General features: G+C 44.3%; 20 protein-coding genes. 17 read left to right on the forward strand and 3 right to left on the reverse strand.

Features of this window, described 5'->3' with window-relative positions:
* Positions 1-18: 18 nt before the first annotated feature.
* Genes ELZ47_RS04960 through ELZ47_RS04980 form a run of 5 tightly spaced genes read left to right on the forward strand, consistent with a single transcriptional unit; the run spans position 19 to position 2,343 of the window.
* Entirely contained in the window at positions 19-564 is a 546-nt protein-coding gene (locus tag ELZ47_RS04960; protein WP_126435459.1) for a DUF1697 domain-containing protein, read from the forward strand.
* Positions 554-1,090, forward strand: a complete 537-nt coding sequence (locus tag ELZ47_RS04965; RefSeq protein ID WP_126435461.1) for a hypothetical protein — start codon at positions 554-556, stop codon at positions 1,088-1,090. Before ELZ47_RS04960 ends, ELZ47_RS04965 begins: the two co-directional genes overlap by 11 nt.
* Positions 1,068-1,511 carry a hypothetical protein gene (locus ELZ47_RS04970; RefSeq protein ID WP_125382359.1) on the forward strand — a complete coding sequence of 148 codons (444 nt, stop codon included), beginning with the start codon at positions 1,068-1,070 and terminating at the stop codon, positions 1,509-1,511. The genes ELZ47_RS04965 and ELZ47_RS04970 overlap by 23 nt, the downstream gene beginning before the upstream one ends.
* Before the next feature lie 23 nt (positions 1,512-1,534).
* The gene (locus tag ELZ47_RS04975) at positions 1,535-2,002 is read left to right on the forward strand and encodes an 8-oxo-dGTP diphosphatase (RefSeq protein WP_126435463.1); all 468 of its coding nucleotides are present in this window, start codon (positions 1,535-1,537) and stop codon (positions 2,000-2,002) included.
* A gap of 44 nt (positions 2,003-2,046) precedes the next feature.
* On the forward strand, positions 2,047-2,343 hold the full coding sequence (locus tag ELZ47_RS04980) for a hypothetical protein (RefSeq protein ID WP_049553343.1): 297 nt from the start codon (positions 2,047-2,049) through the stop codon (positions 2,341-2,343).
* Positions 2,344-2,467: 124 nt separating this feature from the next.
* Here the strand turns inward: ELZ47_RS04980 and ELZ47_RS04985 are convergent, their stop codons facing one another.
* Both ELZ47_RS04985 and ELZ47_RS04990 read right to left on the reverse strand, forming a co-directional pair.
* On the reverse strand, positions 2,468-2,998 hold the full coding sequence (locus ELZ47_RS04985; protein ID WP_193389755.1) for a transcription repressor NadR: 531 nt from the start codon (positions 2,996-2,998) through the stop codon (positions 2,468-2,470).
* 20 nt (positions 2,999-3,018) lie between these two features.
* The gene (locus tag ELZ47_RS04990; protein ID WP_125331384.1) at positions 3,019-3,543 is read right to left on the reverse strand and encodes an ECF transporter S component; all 525 of its coding nucleotides are present in this window, start codon (positions 3,541-3,543) and stop codon (positions 3,019-3,021) included.
* A 274-nt stretch (positions 3,544-3,817) separates the two neighbouring features.
* Here ELZ47_RS04990 and ELZ47_RS04995 point away from each other — a divergent pair, with 274 nt between their 5' ends.
* From ELZ47_RS04995 to ELZ47_RS05045, 11 genes are all read left to right on the forward strand, one after another.
* Positions 3,818-4,156 carry a zinc ribbon domain-containing protein YjdM gene (locus tag ELZ47_RS04995; RefSeq protein WP_002920966.1) on the forward strand — a complete coding sequence of 113 codons (339 nt, stop codon included), beginning with the start codon at positions 3,818-3,820 and terminating at the stop codon, positions 4,154-4,156.
* A gap of 7 nt (positions 4,157-4,163) precedes the next feature.
* Positions 4,164-4,796, forward strand: a complete 633-nt coding sequence (locus ELZ47_RS05000) for a Pr6Pr family membrane protein (RefSeq protein WP_126435464.1) — start codon at positions 4,164-4,166, stop codon at positions 4,794-4,796.
* 136 nt (positions 4,797-4,932) lie between these two features.
* Complete coding sequence (locus ELZ47_RS05005; protein WP_125331386.1) at positions 4,933-7,473, forward strand: pneumococcal-type histidine triad protein; 2,541 nt, start codon at positions 4,933-4,935, stop codon at positions 7,471-7,473.
* A gap of 231 nt (positions 7,474-7,704) precedes the next feature.
* A complete protein-coding gene (gene pyrR, locus ELZ47_RS05010; RefSeq protein WP_002895270.1) occupies positions 7,705-8,223 on the forward strand; it encodes a bifunctional pyr operon transcriptional regulator/uracil phosphoribosyltransferase PyrR in 519 nt (172 codons plus the stop codon).
* 8 nt (positions 8,224-8,231) lie between these two features.
* The gene (locus ELZ47_RS05015; protein WP_125331387.1) at positions 8,232-9,515 is read left to right on the forward strand and encodes a uracil-xanthine permease family protein; all 1,284 of its coding nucleotides are present in this window, start codon (positions 8,232-8,234) and stop codon (positions 9,513-9,515) included.
* Positions 9,516-9,622: 107 nt separating this feature from the next.
* Positions 9,623-10,540, forward strand: a complete 918-nt coding sequence (locus ELZ47_RS05020; RefSeq protein WP_002917113.1) for an aspartate carbamoyltransferase catalytic subunit — start codon at positions 9,623-9,625, stop codon at positions 10,538-10,540.
* Between the two features lie 114 nt (positions 10,541-10,654).
* Positions 10,655-11,731, forward strand: coding sequence for a carbamoyl phosphate synthase small subunit (locus tag ELZ47_RS05025; RefSeq protein WP_164549557.1), 1,077 nt, complete (start codon positions 10,655-10,657; stop codon positions 11,729-11,731).
* Positions 11,732-11,754: 23 nt separating this feature from the next.
* Complete coding sequence (gene carB / locus ELZ47_RS05030; RefSeq protein WP_126435468.1) at positions 11,755-14,934, forward strand: carbamoyl-phosphate synthase large subunit; 3,180 nt, start codon at positions 11,755-11,757, stop codon at positions 14,932-14,934.
* A 282-nt stretch (positions 14,935-15,216) separates the two neighbouring features.
* The gene (locus tag ELZ47_RS05035) at positions 15,217-16,155 is read left to right on the forward strand and encodes a metal ABC transporter solute-binding protein, Zn/Mn family (RefSeq protein ID WP_125331391.1); all 939 of its coding nucleotides are present in this window, start codon (positions 15,217-15,219) and stop codon (positions 16,153-16,155) included.
* Between the two features lie 9 nt (positions 16,156-16,164).
* The gene (locus ELZ47_RS05040; protein WP_126435470.1) at positions 16,165-19,707 is read left to right on the forward strand and encodes a pneumococcal-type histidine triad protein; all 3,543 of its coding nucleotides are present in this window, start codon (positions 16,165-16,167) and stop codon (positions 19,705-19,707) included.
* Positions 19,708-19,908: 201 nt separating this feature from the next.
* On the forward strand, positions 19,909-20,706 hold the full coding sequence (locus tag ELZ47_RS05045; protein ID WP_125331393.1) for a hypothetical protein: 798 nt from the start codon (positions 19,909-19,911) through the stop codon (positions 20,704-20,706).
* 111 nt (positions 20,707-20,817) lie between these two features.
* Here the strand turns inward: ELZ47_RS05045 and pepT are convergent, their stop codons facing one another.
* A complete protein-coding gene (pepT, locus tag ELZ47_RS05050) occupies positions 20,818-22,041 on the reverse strand; it encodes a peptidase T (RefSeq protein WP_125331394.1) in 1,224 nt (407 codons plus the stop codon).
* Positions 22,042-22,179: 138 nt separating this feature from the next.
* Between pepT and ELZ47_RS05055 the strand changes: the two genes are divergently transcribed.
* The gene (locus ELZ47_RS05055) at positions 22,180-22,950 is read left to right on the forward strand and encodes an SDR family NAD(P)-dependent oxidoreductase (RefSeq protein ID WP_125331395.1); all 771 of its coding nucleotides are present in this window, start codon (positions 22,180-22,182) and stop codon (positions 22,948-22,950) included.
* Positions 22,951-22,952 lie beyond the last annotated feature (2 nt).

Consider the following 22,952-nt stretch of genomic DNA (forward strand, 5'->3'; position numbering starts at 1 on the left):
TATTTGTAAGGAGCACATATGCGTTATGCACTTTTACTCCGCGGCATTAATGTCGGTGGGAAAAACAAGGTCGTTATGGCTGATTTGAAGAAGGATTTGGCTGGGTTGGGTTTTGAAAATCCAGTTTCCTACATCAACAGCGGCAATCTTTTCTTTGATAGCGAGGAGCAGGAGGAGAGGATTCGGGAGATTTTGACGGCTTATTTCAGTCGGTCTTATGATTTTCCTCTGCCTTTTGTCCTTGTCAGCTCTGCCATGCTTCAAAAAGAAAGAGATAATCTGCCTGCTTGGTGGCAGGATGAAACAGCCTTTCGGCGAGATGTTCTCTTTTATTTGCCGGAGACAGATAGGGAGAGTGTTCAAGAGCTGGCTGGCAGTTGGGCGAATGACAAGGAGCAACTGCATTTTGGGCAGACAGCTTTCTTTTATAGCAATGCTGACCAAGCGGACTATCTCAAGTCCAACTACCATAAAAAACTGCTCAAGTCCAGTTTCTATAAGCAACTAACTATCCGAAACGGAAAGACTTTCCAGAAGATTGTGGAGTTGGTAAATGAAAAGTAAAACCAAAAAGAAAAATAAAAACAAGAGAAAAGTAAAAGTTCAGGGGAATAAGTTTATCATTTGGTTGGAAAAGCATTGGCTAGTAGAAGCTCTTTTAGGATATATATTCTTTATAATGGTTGCGATTGGAGTGGGGTTTTTAACATTTGGAAATAAGTCTATTCCGGGTCCGCTTCGTGAGTTTAAATATATTAGCCCTTTATATTTAAATTTGACGATCTTGATTGCTCTTCCATATTATTCCTGGTTTGGAAGTCTAAGAGAAGAAGGCTTCAACACACTGAAAGGTTTTTCAGAATTATTTCTTTATCTAAATGGTCTAGTTTTTCTTTTGCATTATTTTATAGGAATAGAATTAGAAGACGGAGAGGGCTTTCTTCCACCATTGTGGAACCTGAATCCTCGCTATGTTTGGTTTCCGATTGCTACCTATCTAATCTTTTTCTTTATACCAGCATTAACGATGTTAATTTTAAAATACAAAGAAAAAAAGAGGAAAAAACATGACCAAAGAAAATCTCTCTAAGTTATTTTCATTTAAAACACTCTATCTGGCCTTGCTAATCTTTGTCATTCTTCATTTGATTTTGTTAGCTTTTGGTCTATCCTTTACTCCGGTTTTGTGGAATACCTGGTTTTTTATTCTTTGTTTGACCTTCTTTATCCATTCTTGGATAGTCTTTTTTAGGATAAGAGATTTTCATTGGTATCACCTCATTTTTGAATTATTCAGTGCACTAGTGGCACTTTATCTTTGGTTTTCGGCATTCTTTGCTTTGTCAATCATTCCGAATCCAGCCATGCCCATCAATATAGACTATCATATACAAGATAAAGAAATCATCATTGTCAGAGGTTTTGTGGTCCATAGTACCTATGAGCATCATGAATTGATTAATCCCTTTGTCATGAAGTCAGAAGTGAAATATAACGAAGATATGTTTTAATAACTTAGAAAGTGAGTGAATCTATGTCACGTTCCCAAGAAACAATCCTAACAAATATCTGCCTTGTTGAAGATGTATCGCGCGGTAAACTTCTAATGCAATATCGTTTTCCTGAGCGCTATCGTTGGTCTGGATATGCCTTTCCTGGTGGGCATATTGAGAAGGGTGAGTCCCTCCATGATGCTGTTGTCCGAGAGATTTTAGAGGAAACTGGTTTGACTATTATTCATCCAAAACTGGTCGGGGTAAAGAACTGGCATACGGATGATGGGATTCGCTATATCGTCTTTTGTTACAAAGCGACTGAATTTTCTGGTCAGATTCACTCGACAGAAGAGGGAGAGATTTCTTGGGTAGACAAGGATAGCCTGCCACAGCTGGACTTGGCTTACGATATGCTTGAACTTTTGCGTATGATGGAAGATGAGGAATTATCTGAATATTACTATCACGAGCGCATAGAAGGTGGCTGGCGCAAGAGTATGTATTAAAAAATGTTTCCTTTTGTGTCTGGAGTGCAAACATAGAAAGGTAGATGACTGCCATGATTTCATTATGGATTGCTATTGTTGCATTTTTTCTTTTGGGCTTAAACCATTTTTTTCCTTCTAGAAATGCTGGATTCGGTTTGAGATTTCCATTTGCTTTTCATACTTTAAAAGGATGGAAGCAGAGCCAATCTAGGTTTTATATATTAGTGATTTTGCTTAATTTACTCATTTTTCTTTATTCTTTCTACATAGATTTAAACGAGATTAGAGTCTTGGGCTTGTCAATTATTAGTATTGTATTTTCTGGAATATTAATTTTTTTAATTTCTTTTAAAGAATAGTTTGATTGTTTTATCAGTGGTTTTTATAGCGACTATCTATCATTTGAAAGCCGGTTGGCGCAAGAGTATGTACTAAAAAGACTGATTAGGTTGGGGCCTAATCAGTCTTTTTCTTTCTTGTTATTTATTCCTGTAAAAATCCTAGGTCTCTCAAGGCGGATTCTACATAGTCCAAATCCTGCTGAGAGTCGGCTTGTACTAGGTGATAGTGGACTCCATCTGTTAGCTCAGATAAGGGGCGAAAGGCACAGGATGCGACCTGTTGGAGAAAATGTTGGACATCGCGGCGGCAGGTAAGCTTCAGGTAAGTCTGGATTTCGCCGTAAACTGGATGCTCAATCAAAATAGTCTGTACGCGCCCGCCATTATCCACGATAGCCAGCAACTCAGCCTCCATATCCTCAGCCCCATGCTGAACCTTGAAGAGCTGATGGACAGCAGCATTTTCTTGGCGGTCTTTATAAAGATAGCCACGATTGGTTGAGAGGATGGGGGCACCATCAGCCCGCAAGAGGGCGATATCTTGAACGATAATCTGCCTAGTCACATGGAAATGTTCAGCCAGTGACTGGCCATTGAGGGCAGCAGATGATGTTTTCAAAAGGTTTAATAGTTCTTCTCGTCTTTGCTTGGTCATAGCTTCATTGTAAACCAAAAGTCAGGAATCTTCAAGATCTAGCGAATCTTTTTCAGCGCTTGATAGATGAACTTAGCAATGACAAAGTCGACCATACTATGGATGACCGTACCAAGTCCAACCAGAGCAAATAAGATATAGAAAGCATTAGCTGGATAGGAAGAAGTCGTGTAAAAGAGGATGCAGACGACCACTTCACCAAAGGCATGAATCAAGGCTAGTAGGAAATTAAATATCCAAGTCTTCTTCTGGCTGTCCAATGTGTCAGGGTGCTTTTGCAGATAAAGAGCGCCGATGCTAGCGAAGAGCAAGTGGGACAGGGCCCTAAGCGTGATGATAAAAGGAAGCCCAGACATTCCAAATCCAATAGCAGAGCCAATCACGACAATCACCGTCATGAGAGGGGATATAAACATAGCCAAAAAGATAGCGACATGACTGGCTAAGGTGAAGGAAGCGGGCGGAATGACAATTTTAATCGGCATAACCAGCGGGATAACAATAGCTAGTGCAGTCAAAAAAGCGGTCAGTGTCATAAACTGATTTTTAGATTTTGGTTTCATAGTGACTCCTTTTTATCTGTATATACACTAGTATAGTACACTGTTTTTGCAGAAAGGTCAAGACCTGTAGGAAATCCTAAAAGAGATTTGTCAAAATGCTTAAAATAGCTTATACTAGAAAGGTGTGGAAATAGGAGTAAACTAGATTTTTAGAATTTAGTTGACCTTCACATCGATTAGTGTTCTGCTGGACTTGAAAAATGAAAGAAGAGCTTAATCATATATAGAAGGCTGGTATGGAAATTTAGCAGCCTTGACTAGAAATGGAGAAAAAATGAACAACCTACCAAACTGCCCCAAATGTAATTCAGAGTATGTCTACGAAGATGGAACGCTCTTGGTCTGCCCAGAGTGCGCCTATGAGTGGAATCCAGCTGAGGTCCAAGAAGCAGAAGAAGGACCAGTAGCGATCGATGCTAATGGCAATAAGCTGACTGATGGCGACACAGTTACCTTGATTAAGGACCTGAAGGTCAAAGGAGCACCTAAGGATCTCAAGCAGGGAACGCGCGTGAAAAATATCCGCATCGTAGAAGGCGACCATAATATCGACTGTAAGATTGACGGCTTCGGTGCGATGAAGCTCAAGTCAGAGTTTGTTAAGAAAATTTGAGGTCTCTATGAATCGTCGTTTTATCTTAATTTATCGAATTATTCTTTTTATCCTGGCCTTTTTGGGTGTGTATCTGGAAATCACTAAGTATGGCGTGGGCATGCTCATGTACTATACGGTTTTGTCCAATCTCTTGGTCCTGCTCTTTACGGGCTATCTTGTCTATCTGATGATGAGATCTGGCGATGCTTGGAAGGCTCCGAAAATCTTGCGAATCAAGGGCGGGGTGACCATGTCCATCATGATTACTTGTGTCGTTTATCACCTCTTGCTAGCCCCAATTGCGACAGATTTTTACCGCCTAGAGAATTTTTTATGTCATTATATAGTCCCCTTGGCGTTTCTTCTGGATACAGTAATCTTTGACAAATCGCGTCAGTACCGCTGGTTTGATCCGATTTCTTGGACAAGTGTGCCTTTGGTCTACATGGCCTTTGCTCTCTTTAATGGCTTTTTCTTGAAAATAGATATTCCAAGATCCAAGGACAATCCATTTCCTTACTTTTTCCTCAATGTCTTTAAGAAAGGCTGGCCTTATGTCATCCAGATGTGTCTGATTATCTTTGCAGCCTATCTTGTTTTTGGTTTTGTCTTTTACGGGATAAAATCCATCTCATTCTCAAAAAAGAAGACTTCTTAGAGACATGTACTTGTAGATGAAAAACAGATTTGCTCTGTTTTTTTTATATTGCTTCGATTTTTTCTTGCCAATATCAGATTTGTATGATATATTTAACTAGTTAATTATTAACTGGTTAAATAAATAGGAGGAAAAAATGAAACACAATCAGAAACTGTTAAGTCTAGCAGGAATCATTCTTGCTTGTAATCTTTGCTTGGCGGCTTGTCAGTCTCAGCCGTCTCAACAGGAAAGCAGTCAAGAAAAGGTGAAGACCAAGCAAGAAGTGAAGAAGAAAAGCAAGGCGACCAAAAAAGGACAAGTTCCTGGTGTTGATAAGCCGACGGATGATGGTTTTCTCTTCAAAAGCGAGTCTCAAATTAAAGCTAGAACTAGTGAAGGTTTGATTTTAGAGCATGATGGCCATACGCACTTTATTTTTTATTCTGATCTAAAGAATAGTAAATGGGCCTATCTGATACCAAAAGATGGGCAAATGCCTGCAGGATCGCCTCAGCTGGCAAATCAAATAAGCACTGCTGATGATGGCTATGTTTTTAATCCTAGAGACATTGTGTCGGAAGACCAATACGGCTATGTTGTGCGTCACGGCGATCATTTTCATTATATTTTGAAGCAGTCTGTGGGGAATCTTGCTCAAGCACCGAGTTATCGTCCAACGCCGCCTAGCAATACTACTGGACCTGTTTATCAGCCAAGGCTTAGACCGTCTGTTCCACAGCAGCAAGGGACAACTAAACGCCAGTTTGCTGGGATTGATTATCCTACAAGTGATGGATTCTTATTTAGAGGCACAGGGGTAACAGGCAAACTTGCTACAGGCTTGCTAGCAGATCATAATGGTCATACTCATTTCATCCCCTATGAGCAGTTGATTGCTTCGCCTTGGGAGTCATTGATTCCCGCAGAACATAAGAAAGCTGCTGAAGATGCCTACTATGGCCGACAAGGGCAAGCACAGCCTTCACCAGAACCGTCGCCAGCGCCAGCACCAGCTCCTACACCTGAGCCTGCGCCAAATCCATTAGAAGAGGAAGAAGAAATTGCCAAGAAGAAGGCCTATTTGGCTCAGCAATTAGGAATCGATGAAAGTCTGATTCAGGTGAGCGATACAGATAAAGGGAAGGTATTTATCTATCCGCATGGCGATCACAGCCATTCGACCTTGGTCAGTGAGATTGATACAACCAAGCCTTTTGACCCTCATGGAAATCCGCACGCTCATGACGCGGTTGGTATGGAAACCTTGAAAGCTCTAGGATTTGATGATGAAATCATTGAGGATATTTTACATGCTACGGCAGACACCCCATTCCCATCAGATGAGACGGATACGGAAAAGATGAAAGCCTGGCTGGCAACTGTGAAGTATCTAAATATCGGCCAGCGCAAAGATCCGCTGGAAAGAAAAGGCTTGGAACTGATGCCGAATATTGAAGTTCTGGGGATTGGCTTTACTCCGATAAAGGACATCAGACCAGTGCTGCAATTTAAGCATTTAAAACAGCTGTGGATGACAAAGACGGGCGTTACCAACTATGATTTCTTAAAAGAAATTCCGACCTTGGAAGGCTTGGACATTTCCCAGAATGGTATCATCGATTTATCTTTCTTGAAGGATTATCCGAACCTCAAAACAGTCGCCGCAGCGGGAAATGACCTTACCGATATCTCACCCCTAGCTAAGCTGAAAAATCTGGAGTCATTGAACCTTGACTACAACAATATCTCAGATATTTCTGCTTTGACCAAGCTTTCAAAATTAAAAGCGGTAAGTTTAGAGCATAACCAGCTGCAAGATGTTTCTGCTCTGAGCCAAAAAGAAGATTTAACAAGGCTTTTCTTATCCAACAACCCAAACTTAAATCTCAATACTCTCAAAGCTTCCCATCTGGAAGAATTAACAGCTGACAATTCCAATGTTGAGAACTTGAATTTCCTGAAGTCTAATCCAAATCTGACAACTCTAAGCCTAAATGGAAATCGTCTGACTTCTCTGGCAGGAGTTGAAGCTGCTAAGAATTTAGTAACTTTTTCCGCAAGTCAAAACAAGATTACATCTTTGGACATTCTAGCTGCGCAGTCTTCCTTGAAGAATTTAAACTTGGCTGAGAATGAGCTGAAAAACTTGGAAGGAATTAATCAGTTTAGGTCTTTAGACAATCTGGCTGTCAACAAGAATAAAATCACAACCTTAGCTCTGCAGGAACCAAATAAGACGTTGACTTATATTAATGTCAGCGAGAATCACATCCCTAAAGCAGAGCTTGAATTGAATGAAAATAAAATTCCAAAGGCTTTAGCGCAGCATTTCCCAGATGTTCAGGGTGGCATCATTGACAATAATAAGCCGGCTGATGCAAAGGAAGAAAAGAAGGAAGCACCTAAGGAAAGTGAGTCTAATAAGGCACAAGGAAAGCTAGCATCCGATAAGCCAGCCTCAGCTGAAGTAAGCAGCCAAGGAGCTTCAAATGATAATGAGCATGCAGCTGGATCTCCTGAAGCAGAGTTAAACAATCGTGATGAAAATCCAGAAAACTCTTCTAAGCCATCATCAGAAGAAGTGCCAACTGCTGAAAATCCTGAATTAAAAGATGAGCTAGCTCAAGCAGAAAACAAAGAAAATCAAAAGAATTCAAAAGATAAGGAAAAGGCGGAGAAAGAAGCTAGTCACTAATCCTTACCCAGTCAAGCAGAAAAAATACAATTTTTTCTTGAAATAGTTTTGAATTTGTGATATAGTATAAAAAATTAAATAATCCTTTAATTCTATCCAGAGAGATAGACAAGGAGCAAGTAAAAAGATGGGTGGAGTGTAAGCAAGTGCGTCTTGTTTTAGCTTGCCTGACTAGATTTTTCTGAAGTCTCCTTGTAATAAGGAGACTTTTTCTTGTTTGAGGAGGAAAGAATGAAAACAAAAGAAGTTGTCGATGACATCACCATGAATCGCGCGATTACGCGGATTACCTATGAAATCATCGAGCGCAACAAGGACTTAAATAAAGTGGTCTTGGCTGGGATTAAGACCCGTGGGGTTCACTTGGCTCACCGGATTCAGAAGCGGTTGGCTCAGTTGGAGAATATCGATATTCCAGTCGCTGAAGTAGACACTAAGCCTTTTCGTGATGATATCAAGGTTGAAGAAGATACGACAGTGATTCCAGTGGATATTACCGACCGTCAAGTAATTCTGATCGACGATGTCCTCTACACAGGAAGAACTATTCGAGCGGCTATTGATAATCTGGTCAGTCATGGGCGGCCTTCTCGCGTTGGTCTGGCTGTCTTGGTAGACCGTGGTCACCGCGAGCTGCCGATACGGGCAGACTATGTCGGCAAGAATATTCCGACTAGCCAAACTGAGGAGATTATTGTTGAGATGACCGAGACAGACGGTCAAGATCGAGTTTTGATTATGGGAGAGTAATAAGCTAAATGAGTCAAGATGTTAAGTATGATGTGCATGATATGCCAAAGCCAGGTTTGCTTTTAGGACTATCCTTTCAGCACTTGTTCGCCATGTTTGGGGCGACAGTCTTGGTGCCAATTCTGGTGGGAATTGACCCAGCGGTGGCTCTTTTTTCCAGCGGTCTTGGAACAATTGCCCATCTGACTGTTACCAAGTACAAGATTCCAGCCTACATGGGGTCCAGCTTTGCTTATATCGCAGCCATGCAGATGCTTATGAAGACTGATGGTATCGGAGCGGTTGCTCAGGGAGCTATCACCGGTGGTTTGGTCTACTTTATCGTAGCACTGATTGTCAAGTTTGCTGGCAATGCATGGATTGACAAAGTTCTTCCCCCTGTAGTGGTAGGCCCCATCATCATGGTCATCGGTCTGAGCTTGGCTGGAACAGCTGTTAGCGATGTGATGAACAAGACTGCAGCTAATGGGGAAAAGGTGTATGATTTGACCTACTTCATTATCGGAATGGTCACTCTCTTGGCAGTCATCCTCTTTAATATCTATGGTAAGAAGATTGTGGGAATCATCCCAGTCTTGCTAGGCTTGATAGTTGGCTATATCTTTAGCTTAATTCTAGGGGCTGTGACTGGTCAGGAAATCGTTTCTTTTGCCAAGGTTGGGCAAGCATCTTGGTTCCACCTTCCGCCTATGAGTCTGCCTTTCTTGGACTACGATGTCAAATTTTATCCTAGTGCGATTTTAACCATGGCGCCTATTGCCTTTGTAACCATGACAGAACACTTCGGGCATGTCATGGTGTTGAATAGCTTGACAGGTAAGGACTTCTTCAAGGATCCAGGTCTAGACAAGACCTTGACTGGAGATGGTCTGGCTCAGATTATTGCAGGGCTTTTCGGAGCACCGCCAGTGACTAGCTACGGAGAGAATATCGGAGTTATGGCGCTCAATAAAATCTACAGCGTCTATGTCATTGCAGGTGCAGCAGTGCTGGCTATTGTCATGAGCTTTGTGGGAAAGGTCTCAGCCCTGCTCCAATCCATCCCGAGTCCTGTGCTGGGTGGTATTTCCATCGCCCTCTTTGGGGTAATTGCTTCGAGCGGTCTCAAGATTCTGATCGAAGCACAGACCAACTTTGACAATAAAAAGAATCTCTTGATTGCCAGTGTTATCTTGGTATCCGGTATCGGTGGTCTGACCTTGCAGCTGTCGGGTCTGCAAATCTCAGGAGTTGCCTTGTCAACTATTCTGGGAATTGTCCTCTATCTTGTCCTGCCTGAGCCCAAGGATTGAGCTAGGCACTAAATCATTAACTTTCGTTCAAAAATAGCTTGCTCTCAGAGCGACTTTACTTGCAGCACTCTGGAAGCCCTCATTCTTTCATAAAGGAGAATTACATCATGTCATCCAATCAAATCGCTCTTAAGAACCTTGTTTCTATGGAAACTCTGTCAAATGAAGAAGTTATGGCGCTGATTAAACGCGGAATCGAATTTAAAAATGGCGCTAAAGTCCATTATGATGAACAGCATATCGTGTCTAACCTCTTCTTTGAGCCTTCAACTCGGACCCACAAGGCCTTTGAGGTAGCGGAGTTGAAGTTGGGTTGCGATCTTCTGGACTTTGATGTCAAGACCAGCTCGGTCAACAAAGGAGAAACCTTGTATGACACTATCCTGACCATGTCTGCCCTTGGCGTCGATGTTTGTGTCATTCGCCACCCTGAAGTAGACTATTACAAAGAGCTAGTGGAAAGCCCGACCATTACGACTTCTATCGTAAACGGAGGAGACGGTTCTGGTCAGCATCCTAGCCAAAGCTTGCTGGATCTGATGACCATTTATCAAGAGTTTGGTCGCTTTGAAGGACTCAAGGTTGCGATTGCTGGTGACTTGGACCATTCGCGCGTGGCTAAGTCAAACATGCAGATTCTCAAGCGCTTGGGGGCAGAGCTCTACTTTGCTGGTCCGGAAGAATGGCGGAGCCAGGAGTTTGCGGACTATGGTAAGTTTGTCACTATTGATGAGGTGATTGATCAAGTGGATGTCATGATGTTCCTGCGCGTGCAGCATGAGCGCCATGACTACGAGTCCATCTTTTCAAAAGAAAATTACCACAGACTGCATGGTCTGACTCAAGAGCGTTATGACCGCATGAAAGATACGGCGATTCTGATGCATCCGGCTCCAGTTAACCGTGATGTAGAAATTGCGGATCATCTAGTCGAAGCACCAAAATCGCGTATCGTTGAACAAATGACTAACGGCGTCTTTGTCAGAATGGCTATTATCGAAGCAGTTCTGAAAGGCCGTCAATAATCTCGGACAGTAGGCCGGGAGTGGGTGAAGCTATGTGAAGCAATCCCACTCCCTATTATTATATATCTTATGTGGATGGTCGTGGGCGGTCTGCATCTTGGACAGGAGGGAACAATGGCAAAGAGACTTTTAATATTAGAAAACGGCATGATTTTCGAAGGGGAAGCTTTTGGAGCGGATCTTTTCGTAACAGGCGAAATCGTCTTTAACACAGGCATGACTGGCTATCAGGAATCGATTACGGACCAGTCTTATAACGGCCAAATTTTGACCTTTACCTATCCCTTGGTTGGAAATTATGGTGTCAATCGGGACGACTATGAATCCATTCTGCCGACCTGTAAGGGAGTGGTGGTCTATGAGTATGCACGCCGTGCCAGCAATTGGCGCCAGCAATTGTCTTTGGATGAGTTCCTCAAAATCAAAAAGATACCAGGCATTTCGGGAATTGATACAAGGGCACTAACCAAGATTATCCGCCAGCATGGAACTATGCGGGCGACGATTGCCAATGCGGATGATAGTATTGAGCATTTGCAAGACCAGCTGCAGGCGACAGTTCTGCCGACTGATAACATCAAGCAGGTGTCTACCAAGCAGTCTTATCCAGCTCCGGGCACTGGTCGCAGTGTGGTATTGGTGGACTTTGGTCTCAAACACTCTATCCTTCGAGAATTAGCCAAACGCAACTGCAACGTGACAGTAGTACCTTATGATACCAGAGCTGAGGAAATTCTCCAGCTCAATCCTGACGGCGTCATGCTGTCAAATGGACCGGGCAATCCGGAAGATGTGCCGGAGGCTCTGGACATGATTCGTGGTGTTCAGGGCAAGATTCCAATTTTTGGGATCTGTATGGGACATCAGCTCTTCTCCATGGCTAACGGTGCCAAGACGCATAAGATGAAGTTCGGCCACCGTGGCTTCAACCATGCGGTACGCGAGATTGCAACAGGCCGAGTTGACTTTACCAGTCAAAATCACGGCTATGCCGTCAGTCGTGAGGATTTGCCAGAATGCCTGATTGTGACTCATGAAGAAATCAATGATAAGTCTGTCGAAGGTGTGCGCCATCGGGATTATCCTGCTTTTTCAGTGCAGTTCCACCCAGATGCTGCGCCGGGACCGCATGATGCAGACTATCTCTTTGACGAGTTTATGGAAATGATGGATGCCCATCAGGCTTACTAGGAAGCAAGATTGAGAGGTGCACTATGCCAAAACGTAAAGATATTCAGAAAATTATGGTCATCGGTTCTGGTCCTATCGTTATCGGTCAGGCTGCGGAGTTTGACTATGCAGGAACTCAAGCTTGCCTGTCCTTGAAAGAAGAGGGTTACAGTGTTGTCTTGGTTAATTCTAACCCAGCAACCATCATGACGGATAAGGAAATTGCGGACCGGGTTTATATCGAGCCCATCACACTGGAGTTTGTTGCGCGGATTTTGCGTAAGGAGCGGCCAGATGCTCTTCTGCCTACTCTGGGCGGCCAGACCGGACTCAATATGGCCATGGAATTATCCAAGTCAGGGCTTTTAGAAGAGCTGGGAGTAGAGCTCTTAGGAACCAAGCTGTCGGCCATTGACCAAGCGGAAGACCGGGATCTCTTCAAGCAGCTGATGGAAGAGCTAGGCCAGCCCATCCCTGAGTCAGAAATTGTCAATACAGTGGATGAAGCACTGGAATTTGCGGCTGGCATCGGCTATCCAGTCATTGTCCGTCCGGCATTTACACTGGGAGGAACTGGCGGCGGTATCTGTAGCAATGAAGAAGAGCTGCAAGAAATCGCAGAAAATGGCCTCAAACTCTCTCCGGTTACCCAGTGTCTGATCGAGCGCTCCATAGCTGGCTTTAAAGAAATCGAATACGAAGTCATGCGGGATGGTGCTGACAATGCGCTGGTCGTCTGTAACATGGAAAACTTTGACCCAGTCGGCATCCACACAGGGGATTCTATCGTTTTTGCACCTAGTCAGACCATCTCAGATTATGAATACCAGATGCTGCGGGATGCCAGTCTCAAGATTATCCGTGCGCTGAAGATTGAGGGTGGCTGTAATGTGCAGCTGGCTCTGGATCCGCATAGTTTCAAATACTATGTAATCGAGGTCAATCCACGGGTTTCCCGCTCATCAGCCCTGGCCTCTAAGGCGACTGGCTATCCGATTGCCAAGTTGGCAGCAAAAATCGCAGTAGGGCTTACATTGGATGAAATCATTAATCCGGTGACAGGTTCTACTTATGCTATGTTTGAGCCGGCTCTGGACTATGTGGTCGCTAAGATTCCGCGCTTTCCATTTGATAAGTTCGAGCAGGGTGAGCGCCGTCTGGGAACCCAGATGAAGGCGACCGGCGAAGTCATGGCTATCGGCCGCAATATCGAGGAGAGTCTGCTCAAGGCTTGCCGCTCTCTGGAAGTTGGTGTGGACCACAATGAGTTGCCTGCTCTCAGTCAAGTAAGCGATGATGAGCTGATGAGGAAGATTGTCAAGGCGCAAGACGACCGGATTTTCTACATCTCAGAGGCTATTCGTCGTGGTTACAGTACGGATGAAATTGCCGAGCTGACCAAGATTGATGTCTTTTTCCTGGATAAGCTGCTCCATATTTACGAAATTGAGCAGGAGCTGGCCAGTCATATCGGAGATAGCTATGTGCTTAAGAAAGCCAAGCAAAATGGCTTTGCGGATACTAAGATTGCATCCTTGTGGGGTATGACAGCTGAGCAGGTGCGTCGCATCCGGCAGGAGCAAAAGATTGTGCCGGTTTACAAGATGGTGGATACCTGTGCTGCTGAGTTCGAGTCTGCGACGCCTTATTTCTACTCCACCTATGGTTTTGAAAATGAATCTGTCAAATCCAGCAAGGAATCAGTTCTGGTACTGGGCTCTGGTCCTATCCGAATCGGGCAGGGAGTCGAGTTTGACTATGCGACCGTTCATTCTGTAAAAGCTATTCAGGCAGCTGGTTATGAAGCGATTATCATGAACAGTAATCCAGAGACTGTATCAACTGACTTTTCTGTCTCTGACAAGCTCTACTTTGAGCCGTTGACCTTTGAAGATGTCATGAATGTTATTGAGCTGGAGCAGCCTAAGGGTGTTATCGTACAGTTTGGCGGGCAGACAGCTATTAATCTGGCAGAGCCTCTGTCCAAGGCTGGTGTTAAGATTTTAGGCACCCAAGTAGCGGACTTGGATCGAGCTGAGGACCGGGATCTCTTTGAGCAAGCGCTGAAGGAGCTGGATATTCCGCAGCCGCCGGGTCAGACGGCCACTAATGAAGAGGAGGCAGTAGAGGCTGCTCGTAAGATTGGCTTCCCTGTTCTGGTGCGACCTTCCTATGTCTTGGGTGGCCGTGCCATGGAAATCGTAGAAAACGAAGCGGATCTACGTTCTTATATGAGAACAGCGGTTAAGGCCAGTCCAGACCATCCGGTTTTGGTCGATTCTTACATTGTTGGGGATGAGTGCGAAGTGGATGCCATTTCTGATGGCCGTCAGGTCTTGATTCCAGGGATTATGGAGCATATCGAGCGTGCAGGAGTTCACTCAGGGGATTCCATGGCAGCCTATCCGCCGCAAACCTTATCTCAGAAAGTCAAGGATACTATTGCAGACTATACCAAACGTTTGGCTCTAGGATTGAACTGTATCGGCATGATGAATATTCAGTTCGTCATCAAAGATGAGCAGGTCTATGTCATTGAGGTCAATCCGCGTGCCAGCCGGACCGTTCCTTTCTTGTCCAAGGTGACCGATATTCCGATGGCGCAAGTAGCGACTCGTTTGATCCTTGGAGAAAGTCTGGCAGAGCTGGGTTATGAAGACGGCCTTCATCCAGAAAGTTCCATGGTTCATATCAAGGCGCCAGTCTTCTCTTTTACTAAGTTGGCGAAGGTTGACAGTCTTTTGGGACCAGAGATGAAGTCTACCGGCGAAGTTATGGGCAGTGATCGCACGCTTGAAAAAGCACTCTACAAGGCTTTTGAGGCTTCCTATCTCCATTTGCCAAACTTTGGAAATGTCGTCTTTACTATTGCAGATGATAGCAAGGAAGAAGCCCTGCAGCTAGCTCAGCGTTTTGCCAATATTGGCTATGGTATCTGGGCAACAAAGGGAACAGCCTCCTATTTTGAAAATCATGGTCTCCATGTTCGTCTGGTGGAAAAAATCGGCAGTGATGATAACAAGGACATCCCAGCCTATATCCGCAAGGGCAAGGTTCAGGCTATTATCAACACGGTCGGAACTAAGCGGACAGCAGACAAGCATGGTCAAATTATCCGTAGCTCAGCGATTGAGCATGGAGTGCCTCTCTTTACCGCCTTGGACACAGCTGATGCCATGCTGAAGGTACTGGAAAGCCGCAGTTTCACTACAGAAGCGATTTAGAGATGGAGTTTTCAGTTCCAGATTGTCATTTGACAGTCTCAAAGTCGGAAAAGTAATCTCATACAGTTAAGCTTGAAAAATGAATCTGTATAAGCTTATTCTGTCCTTGAATAGTGATAGTAAATAACCTTTCAAATATAATGAATTAAAAGCAAAGAGGAAGTGGGAAAGAATCCTACTTCCTTTTTTCTTTATTTTCTTAAAAAACTTGACAAAGAAGTTGACAAAGTGTATGATATTAACCAGTTAATAAACTGGTTAATAATGAGTTAAGGAGATATTATGAAACGAGCTTTAAAATTCTCAGCTTGCCTTAGCATGCTGGCCCTGGTCTTGTGTCTCTGGGCTTGTCAGTCTCAAAAGGAATCCAGTCCATCCAGTACGTCGCAAGGATTGAGGATTGTAACCAGCTTTTATCCTATTTACTCCATGGTTAAGGCTATATCGGGCGATTTGAATGACGTGCGCATGATTCAGTCTAGCAGCGGTATTCATGATTTTGAGCCTTCAGCCAATGACGTAGCAGCCATCTATGATGCAGATGTCTTTGTCTATCACTCGCGGACTTTGGAGTCCTGGGCTGGAGAGCTGAATCCTAGTCTCAAGAATTCCAAGGTTCAAGTCCTTGAGGCTTCTCAGGGAATGGAGCTGGATCGAGTCGCTGGCTTGGAAGATGTCCAAGCGGGAGAGGGAGTGGATGAGAAGACGCTCTTTGACCCCCATACCTGGTTGGATCCTCAGAAGGCTGCGGAGGAAGCCCAGATTATCGCCGACAGGCTGTCGGAGTTGGATAGTGACCATCGGGATACTTACCAGGCCAATGCCCGAAAATTTCAAGAAGAGGCCAAGGAGTTGACGGAGCGCTATCAGAAGATTTTTGATAAAGTGTCCAACAAAACCTTTGTCACCCAGCATACTGCCTTTTCTTATCTAGCCAAGCGATTCGGGCTGGCCCAGCTGGGTATTGCTGGTATTTCACCGGAGCAGGAGCCTAGTCCGCGCCAGCTGACAGAGATAGAAGACTTTGTCAAGGAGCACCAGGTGAAGACCATTTTTGTGGAAAGCAATGCTTCTTCCAAAGTGGCTCAAACCTTGGTCAAGGCGACCGGTGTACAAATCAAGGAGCTGAATCCTCTGGAAGCAGACCCAGCCAATCAACTATCTTATTTAGAAAATTTAGAAAAAAATCTAGCTGTTTTAGCTAAAGATTTGAAAGGATAAAAGACAACCATGAAAAAGAAATATTTCCTTGCTTCAGCTACTGTATTAGCTCTTGGTCTCGGAACTTACGGGCTTATCCAATGGCAATCTCAGCCTCGACCCCAGACCAAAGATAACAAAGTAGCCTATATTGAGGACAAGACTTCGGGTGACAAGACGGATAAAAATAAAAATTTGACACCTGACCAAATCAATGATGAAGAAGGTATTGAAGCAGAGCAAATCGTCGTGAAAATCACAGATCAGGGCTATGTCACTTCCCATGGAGACCATTATCATTACTTTGACGGGAAGGTTCCTTTTGATGCCATTATCAGCGAAGAGCTGATTATACGAGATCCTAACTACACGCTGCAGGAAGCGGATATTGTCAATGAGGTCAAGGATGGCTATATCATCAAGCTAGATGGGAAGTATTATCTCTACCTCAAGGATGCCAAGCATACCAGTAATGTCCGCTCGGTAGATGAGATTGCACGGCAGAAGAAGCTGCATAAGACCAAGGAAGAAGGCGATAGTGGCAAATCTTCCACTACAAAATCAAGCAGAACTCGCGATTTCAGTCAACCTAGCAAGTCCTTAGCTGCGGGAAAGACGGCAGCAGACCTTGCAGGAATTTCCCACCAAGGGCAAGGGGGATATAAAACGGATGACGGTTATACTTTCAGCCCCTCTGACGTCATCGAGGATACTGGCGATGCTTTTATCGTGCCGCATGGCGGCCATTTTCACTACATTCCCAAGAGAGACTTGTCGCCGGCAGAATTGGCTGCGGCTCAGAGCTACTGGAATAGCAGGCAGGCCGGCGGACGGGTGAATCAGCCTGTCTACAACAGGACGATTGCTTCTTCCGATACTTGGAATCAGAATAGTGCTATCAATCAGGGTGGACTAGTCTCAAATCCGACTCCACAGCTGCCAAATCATTCAAAGATTGAGCAGCCAAGTCCTAGCATAGAGGCAATTCAGCCGAGTCCGTCCAATCCGCTCCAGCCGTCTCAGCCATCCTTGCCAAGTCTGCTGCAGCAACTCTATGCCCTGCCTCAATCTCAGCGCTATCATGAAGGGGACGGTGTGGTCTTTGACCCACTGAAAATCAGCCGCCGGACAGAAAATGGGGTCGTTATCCCCCACGGAGACCATCATCATTTTATTCCTTATGACAAGCTGTCAGACTTGGAAGCGAAGATTGCCCGTTTGATTCCTATTGGATATATTTACCAGCCTCTGGGAGATCCACTGCAAGCTTTGAAGCCTCAGCTACCGTCACAGCCTGATCACGACCATGGTTTTCATGCGGAGTCTGTCATTGGCAAGGACGACCAAGGCTACATGGTATCGCACGGAGATCATGCTCATTACTTTTACAAGAAAGACTTAACTGCTGAACAGATTCAAGCAGCTGAGAAGGTCTTGGCCAAGCAGCAGCCAGCAAAACCATCTGCAGCAGTCAATGACGCTGAACGCTATTCACGCGATGCCAGCGATGAGGAAAAGATTTCTTATATCTGCCAAACCTATGGCGTTCCCAAAGAAGCGGTTCGCATCTCAAATGGTTTCTTTGTCTTTAATAACCCTGACCAAGCCTATGATCCGACTCATATCCACCCCTATGCTGTCCGCAAGGAGCATGTCCGCATTCCCCTGGTAACGGGCAATGCAGAGCTGGACTTCATGAATGAGCTCTACACAACAGCCCTTCGCTCAGGTCTGTCGCCTTACAGTCTGCAAGTTGAAGATGGTCAGTTTGTCATTCCTCATGGCGACCACAATCACTATATCAAGATCCAGTCCAAGGGCGCTGCAGAAGCCTTGAAAAATCGCCTGTCGCAGATTCAATCTAAGTATGAGCAAGGCGATTATGATGAGGCTGCTGTTTTGCGAAAAGTAGAAAGCCTAAAAGCAGACAGTCAGCGTCTCTATGCCGATGATCCTCTGATGCAGCGGCGGATTGAGCTAGCTTTGGGACAGTTTGTGGAAACTATGAAGAAGCTGCCTAGCAACTCAACAGCTGGTTATCTGAACAGTCTGGATAACTTTGATAAGCAGTTTATCCATGTGGATCAGACGGTCAAGCCAATTCAAGAGACCGAGCTGGACAAGACCTATCAAGGGCTTTTGGAGAGAATGAACCGACTTGATACGGATAGCTATGCATTGAAGAAAGCTGACTTGCTACAGCGTCTGCAAAAGGCATATGCCAGCCAGAATCAAGATGAAATGGCAGAGCTTGGACAATTACTATCCGCTTTAGAAGATTATCATGATCGGACAGGCGTCACAGCGGTTGATTACATTCGTTATTTCTACCAAGCTTTGGAGGATGGGCGTTTGAGCCCTGAGCTGCGCAGAAAAGCAGCTGGGCTGACCTTGACTCTCTATAAGTCTCAAGCCTTTATAGAAGCGACCAATCTCCAGCAGCTTTTCCCCGCTCTCTATCAGACTAAAAAAGAGATTGCAGCTGCCCTTGCTAGCGGTCAGCCTTCTCCATCCTCTGAAAAGACAGAGCTGGATCAGGGAGAGCCAGATCAGCCAACCTACAAAGCCATGATTTATGACTTTTTGAAGGGTATTTATGACGATTTTGGCACCTCGGATGATAGCGAAAAGAGCGCTCAAGCACTTGTCTTCCTTGGAAAAGCGCAGGAACTACTTGGAGAAGTAAAGGACCAAAACAGCCGGGCAGACTATGCAGCTAGAATCTTGGAATTAGGTAAAGAGTTAAAGAGCAGCAGCTCAGACAAGCAAACTCTGCTGGCAGCAAGTCAGCAGCTTTTGGACCAGATGAGCCGGACCATTGCTGGGCAAAAGGAAGAGCCGTCTAATACGGAAAATCAGGAAGTTTATCAGCAGCTTTATAATCTGCTCATGTCTATCCATCAGTATTTGGAAAAGAATCAAGGAAGTGAGCAGCAATACCAGCAGCTGGACCAGCTTTTTGATAAGCTTGGACAGAGAGCTACTGACAAGAAAGAGCTTCTCAAGGAAATCCTGGCCTTCCAGCAGTCACTCGTCCATCCTGAGGGAACAAACGAGTCTGATTCTCAGCATAGGGACGATGATGGCTATCACTTTAATCTGCAGGATATGGTCGGAGCGGATGAGCAAGGCTATCGGGTAGCTCATCTGGACCACGAGCACTATATTTACAAGAAGGACTTGTCAGAAGCTGAGCGCCAAGCAGCAGATGCGTATGCGGTGCAAAAAGGCTTCCTGGAAGCACCGTCTGAACAACCTGCTTCTGGTCAGCCAGCCAGCAGCAGTGCTCCAGATGCTGCGCAAAATGGCAATCTACCTTCCGAATCTGCCACTGGAGAAGCAGCTCAAAACCAATCTGACAAACCATCAGAAGCTTCGACAACTGCAAACCCAGCTGGTCAATCAAGCTTAGCAGCGAGTTTTGGCATGACAGAGGAAGCATTCAACCAGAAATTGCAGGACCTTTCTCAGCTCTACGGTGTCAGTCCAGAGACTTTTAGCTATAATCCAGCAAGCAGAAGCATCAGCTTTACAGGAGCAGATGGCCAGCTAAAAACTATTCAGATTAGCTAAGCTTACATTTTGATGTAAAATAACAATAAAACGAATGATGAAGACCAAGCCAAGTCTAAGACCATCATTCGTTTTTGATTTTCACAACCCTATACTTATTTGATTGATATTGTGTTAGAATAAACAGAGAAAATAATAAGGATTGGCAAGGTATGCTTATTATTGGAATGATTTGACCATTGCTTGGAGAGGAATATTAAAATGAGATTATTCAATTATACATTTGAAGAAAGTCAATCTTTCGTTAATGAAGATATTGTAACTAAAGTAAAGACGAAAGGAAATTATAAAAGATTCATAGGATTTGCATTGTTTTCAATCTTGCTATATGTTTTATCTTTAGTAGTTCCTGTACTATTAAGCGGTGATACTATATATACTACTCAAAATTTCAGTTGGTTCAATGTACCTTTAATTCTTATGTTCCTTATGTTTTACATCATTTATATTATTTCCTCTATAAAATATAGAAACAATCCAATGATTTTAAAATATATAACTTTTTGTTATATGCTTTTGTTAATATTCATAATGGAAATTTGTTTAACTTTATCAATAGCTTCACGAAGAAATCTTCTAGGAATTCTATCGGGATTTCTGTTTGTAATTGTCTGCTATTATCTCATGAGAACCGTTCCTAGAAAAATAAGAGAATCTATAGAAAATCGGGAACCATTTGTTCCTTTATCAGCTTTGTTTACGGAGAAAGTATCTGATGGCCTTATTTTTATAGGGGGAACGGGAATTACTGCTTTTTTAGCACTATTTGATCGTTCGACAGGAAGTGATACTAGGGGAGCAATTAATGCTATTGTCACACCTTTTGTGCCTGCGATTCTTTTATTTGCTATATATGTTTTTTCTATTGACATTCTGAGAGGATACTATCTCTTTAAATATTCCGAACAATATCGGAAACAATTTGGCTACACAGTTAAGGACTGGTATGGAGAAAAATCGAAAGAATATAAGAAAACACAAAATAAGTTCACGGAATGATAGTTGATAAGAAATGTTTAGGAGTAAAGTGTTTAAATTATCCGAATATATTATTCTCTGCAAATCACGAAAAACCACAGAAATTCCTCGTGAATTTCTGTGGTTTCGTTTTTAATCTTGATAGGAAACAATGCCGATGATGGTATCAACAGCGCGTTCCATGGTTTCTAGGCTGACATATTCGAAGCGGCCGTGCATGTTTTCGCCGCCGGCAAAGAGGTTAGGGGTCGGGATGCCCATAAAGGAAATTTTAGAGCCATCAGTTCCGCCACGGATAGGCTCGATAATAGGCTGGATGTCCAGACTTTCCATGACTGCTTTGGCGATATGGATAGGTGTCATGTCCTTTTCAATGACCTGCTTCATGTTGTAATACTGGTCCTTGAGAGTCAGGATAACGCGCTCGCTGCCCAGCTCTTGGTTCATCTTATCAGCAATGGCCTGCATAGCAGCTTTGCGATTTTCAAAAGCATCAGTCTCAAAGTCACGGACAATATAGCTAGCTTGGGCTTCTTCGACAGTCCCGGTCAGGTTCATCAGGTGGTAGAAGCCTTGGTAGCCCTCGGTCTTCTCTGGTCGGTCGGCTTCTGGCAGCTGGTTGTGGAAGTCAATAGCCAGCTGGAGAGCATTAACCATCTGGTCTTTAGCAGTTCCCGGATGGACATTGCGGCCTTGGAAGGTCAATTCTGCTCCAGCAGCACTAAAGGTTTCGTACTGGAGTTCTCCTAGAGGGCCGCCATCTACTGTGTAGGCAAAGTCTACATCAAAGTCTTCTGCGTCAAACTTATCAGCACCGATACCGATTTCTTCGTCTGGTCCAAAGCCAACTCGGATTTCTCCGTGCTTGATTTCTGGATGGGCAGACAGGTATTCGATAGCCGTCATGATTTCAGCAATACCTGACTTGTCATCTGCTCCCAAAAGGGTGGTTCCGTCAGTCGTAATTAAGGTTTGACCCTTGTATTTATGGAGACTGGCAAAGTCAGCAGGATCTAAGCTAAAGCCGGATTGCCCCAGCGGAATCACACCGCCGTCATAATTCTCAATGACCTGTGGCTGGATATTTTCTGCGTTGAAGTCCGCCGTATCCATGTGTGAAATAAAGCCAATTTTGCAGGTAAAGCTAGAGTCATTGGCTGGCAGAGTTCCAATCGCAAAGCCGTTGGGCAGGTAGTATACATTTTCCAAGCCGACTCGCTTCATTTCAGGGATGAGAACCTTGTTGGCAAAGTCCACCTGACTCTGGGTGCTGGGTGTAGTAGTAGATGTCTCGTCTGAGCGCGTGTTGACCTTGACATAGGTCAGAAAACGCTCTAAAAGATTAGGATATTTCATAAATGCTCCTTTTTCATTTCATTTAAGTCTATTTTAGCATATTCAGGAGAGAGTGAGAAATGTTTTTCGTTTCTTGAGGGCAAAGGTAAAATCTAGCAATTAGTTTTATATCTTGTCAAAATCTGGTAAACTATATCTATGCAAATGGAAAAAACAATCAGCAAAGCTGTGATTTTGGGTGCTTCGGGAGGTATAGGTCGTCAGCTGGCTAGAGAACTGGCTCAAAGGACAGACCAGCTGGTCTTGGTCGGCAGAGATGAAGCTAAGCTCACTCAGTTGCAAGAGGACCTGTCTGGAGTTAGAGCTAAGCTTTCCTGCAGAGTTTTGGATTTGCTGGATGCAGCTGCTGTGGACGATTTTGCTCAGCAGCTAGAGGCGGATCTAGTGATTAATTGCTGCGGTCTGGCTAATTTTGGTCCAGCGCTATCTCTTTCAGAAGCAGATGAAAATGCTATCTGGCAGGTTAATTACCAAGCGGCGGTTCGACTGATGAAGCAGGTTGCGGATCGCAATCGCAAGATAAGGCTAGTCCAACTTTCCTCTCTGGCAGCCCTTTGTCCCCATCCTTATCTGGCGGCTTACAGCTCTAGCAAGGCCGCTTTGCAGACTTACTGTCTAGCCTTGCAAGAAGAGCTGCGCCTCAAAGGCTCTGAAGTGAAAGTCTGCCTTTACATACTAGGACCGGTTCAGACTGCTATCTTTCCTCCAGAGCTACAGGATGCTTTAGGTGGAAGTCAGTTGCAGATGAGCCCGGAGATAGCAGCACGACACATTATCAGACTGCTTCATCAAGGCCGTTCCTATGCTATAGTTGGCAAGAGATATCGACTACTGGCTTGGCTCATGAAGCTACTTCCGCAAAGATGGATTATCCGTTTGATTGGTGCTTATCTACGAAAGGGGCTTTAATC

This window comes from Streptococcus sanguinis (assembly GCF_900635155.1).
Lineage (GTDB): Bacteria > Bacillota > Bacilli > Lactobacillales > Streptococcaceae > Streptococcus > Streptococcus sanguinis_G.

Bases quoted from the DNA above. Each gene is read 5' to 3' on its own strand.
- ELZ47_RS04960 (WP_126435459.1), top strand. From the start codon at position 19: ATGCGTTATGCACTTTTACTCCGCGGCATTAATGTCGGTGGGAAAAAC.
- ELZ47_RS04965 (WP_126435461.1), top strand. From the start codon at position 554: ATGAAAAGTAAAACCAAAAAGAAAAATAAAAACAAGAGAAAAGTAAAA.
- ELZ47_RS04970 (WP_125382359.1), top strand. From the start codon at position 1,068: ATGACCAAAGAAAATCTCTCTAAGTTATTTTCATTTAAAACACTCTAT.
- ELZ47_RS04975 (WP_126435463.1), top strand. From the start codon at position 1,535: ATGTCACGTTCCCAAGAAACAATCCTAACAAATATCTGCCTTGTTGAA.
- ELZ47_RS04980 (WP_049553343.1), top strand. From the start codon at position 2,047: ATGACTGCCATGATTTCATTATGGATTGCTATTGTTGCATTTTTTCTT.
- ELZ47_RS04990 (WP_125331384.1), bottom strand. From the start codon at position 3,543: ATGAAACCAAAATCTAAAAATCAGTTTATGACACTGACCGCTTTTTTG.
- ELZ47_RS04995 (WP_002920966.1), top strand. From the start codon at position 3,818: ATGAACAACCTACCAAACTGCCCCAAATGTAATTCAGAGTATGTCTAC.
- ELZ47_RS05000 (WP_126435464.1), top strand. From the start codon at position 4,164: ATGAATCGTCGTTTTATCTTAATTTATCGAATTATTCTTTTTATCCTG.
- ELZ47_RS05005 (WP_125331386.1), top strand. From the start codon at position 4,933: ATGAAACACAATCAGAAACTGTTAAGTCTAGCAGGAATCATTCTTGCT.
- pyrR (WP_002895270.1), top strand. From the start codon at position 7,705: ATGAAAACAAAAGAAGTTGTCGATGACATCACCATGAATCGCGCGATT.
- ELZ47_RS05015 (WP_125331387.1), top strand. From the start codon at position 8,232: ATGAGTCAAGATGTTAAGTATGATGTGCATGATATGCCAAAGCCAGGT.
- ELZ47_RS05020 (WP_002917113.1), top strand. From the start codon at position 9,623: ATGTCATCCAATCAAATCGCTCTTAAGAACCTTGTTTCTATGGAAACT.
- ELZ47_RS05025 (WP_164549557.1), top strand. From the start codon at position 10,655: ATGGCAAAGAGACTTTTAATATTAGAAAACGGCATGATTTTCGAAGGG.
- carB (WP_126435468.1), top strand. From the start codon at position 11,755: ATGCCAAAACGTAAAGATATTCAGAAAATTATGGTCATCGGTTCTGGT.
- ELZ47_RS05035 (WP_125331391.1), top strand. From the start codon at position 15,217: ATGAAACGAGCTTTAAAATTCTCAGCTTGCCTTAGCATGCTGGCCCTG.
- ELZ47_RS05040 (WP_126435470.1), top strand. From the start codon at position 16,165: ATGAAAAAGAAATATTTCCTTGCTTCAGCTACTGTATTAGCTCTTGGT.
- ELZ47_RS05045 (WP_125331393.1), top strand. From the start codon at position 19,909: ATGAGATTATTCAATTATACATTTGAAGAAAGTCAATCTTTCGTTAAT.
- pepT (WP_125331394.1), bottom strand. From the start codon at position 22,041: ATGAAATATCCTAATCTTTTAGAGCGTTTTCTGACCTATGTCAAGGTC.
- ELZ47_RS05055 (WP_125331395.1), top strand. From the start codon at position 22,180: ATGCAAATGGAAAAAACAATCAGCAAAGCTGTGATTTTGGGTGCTTCG.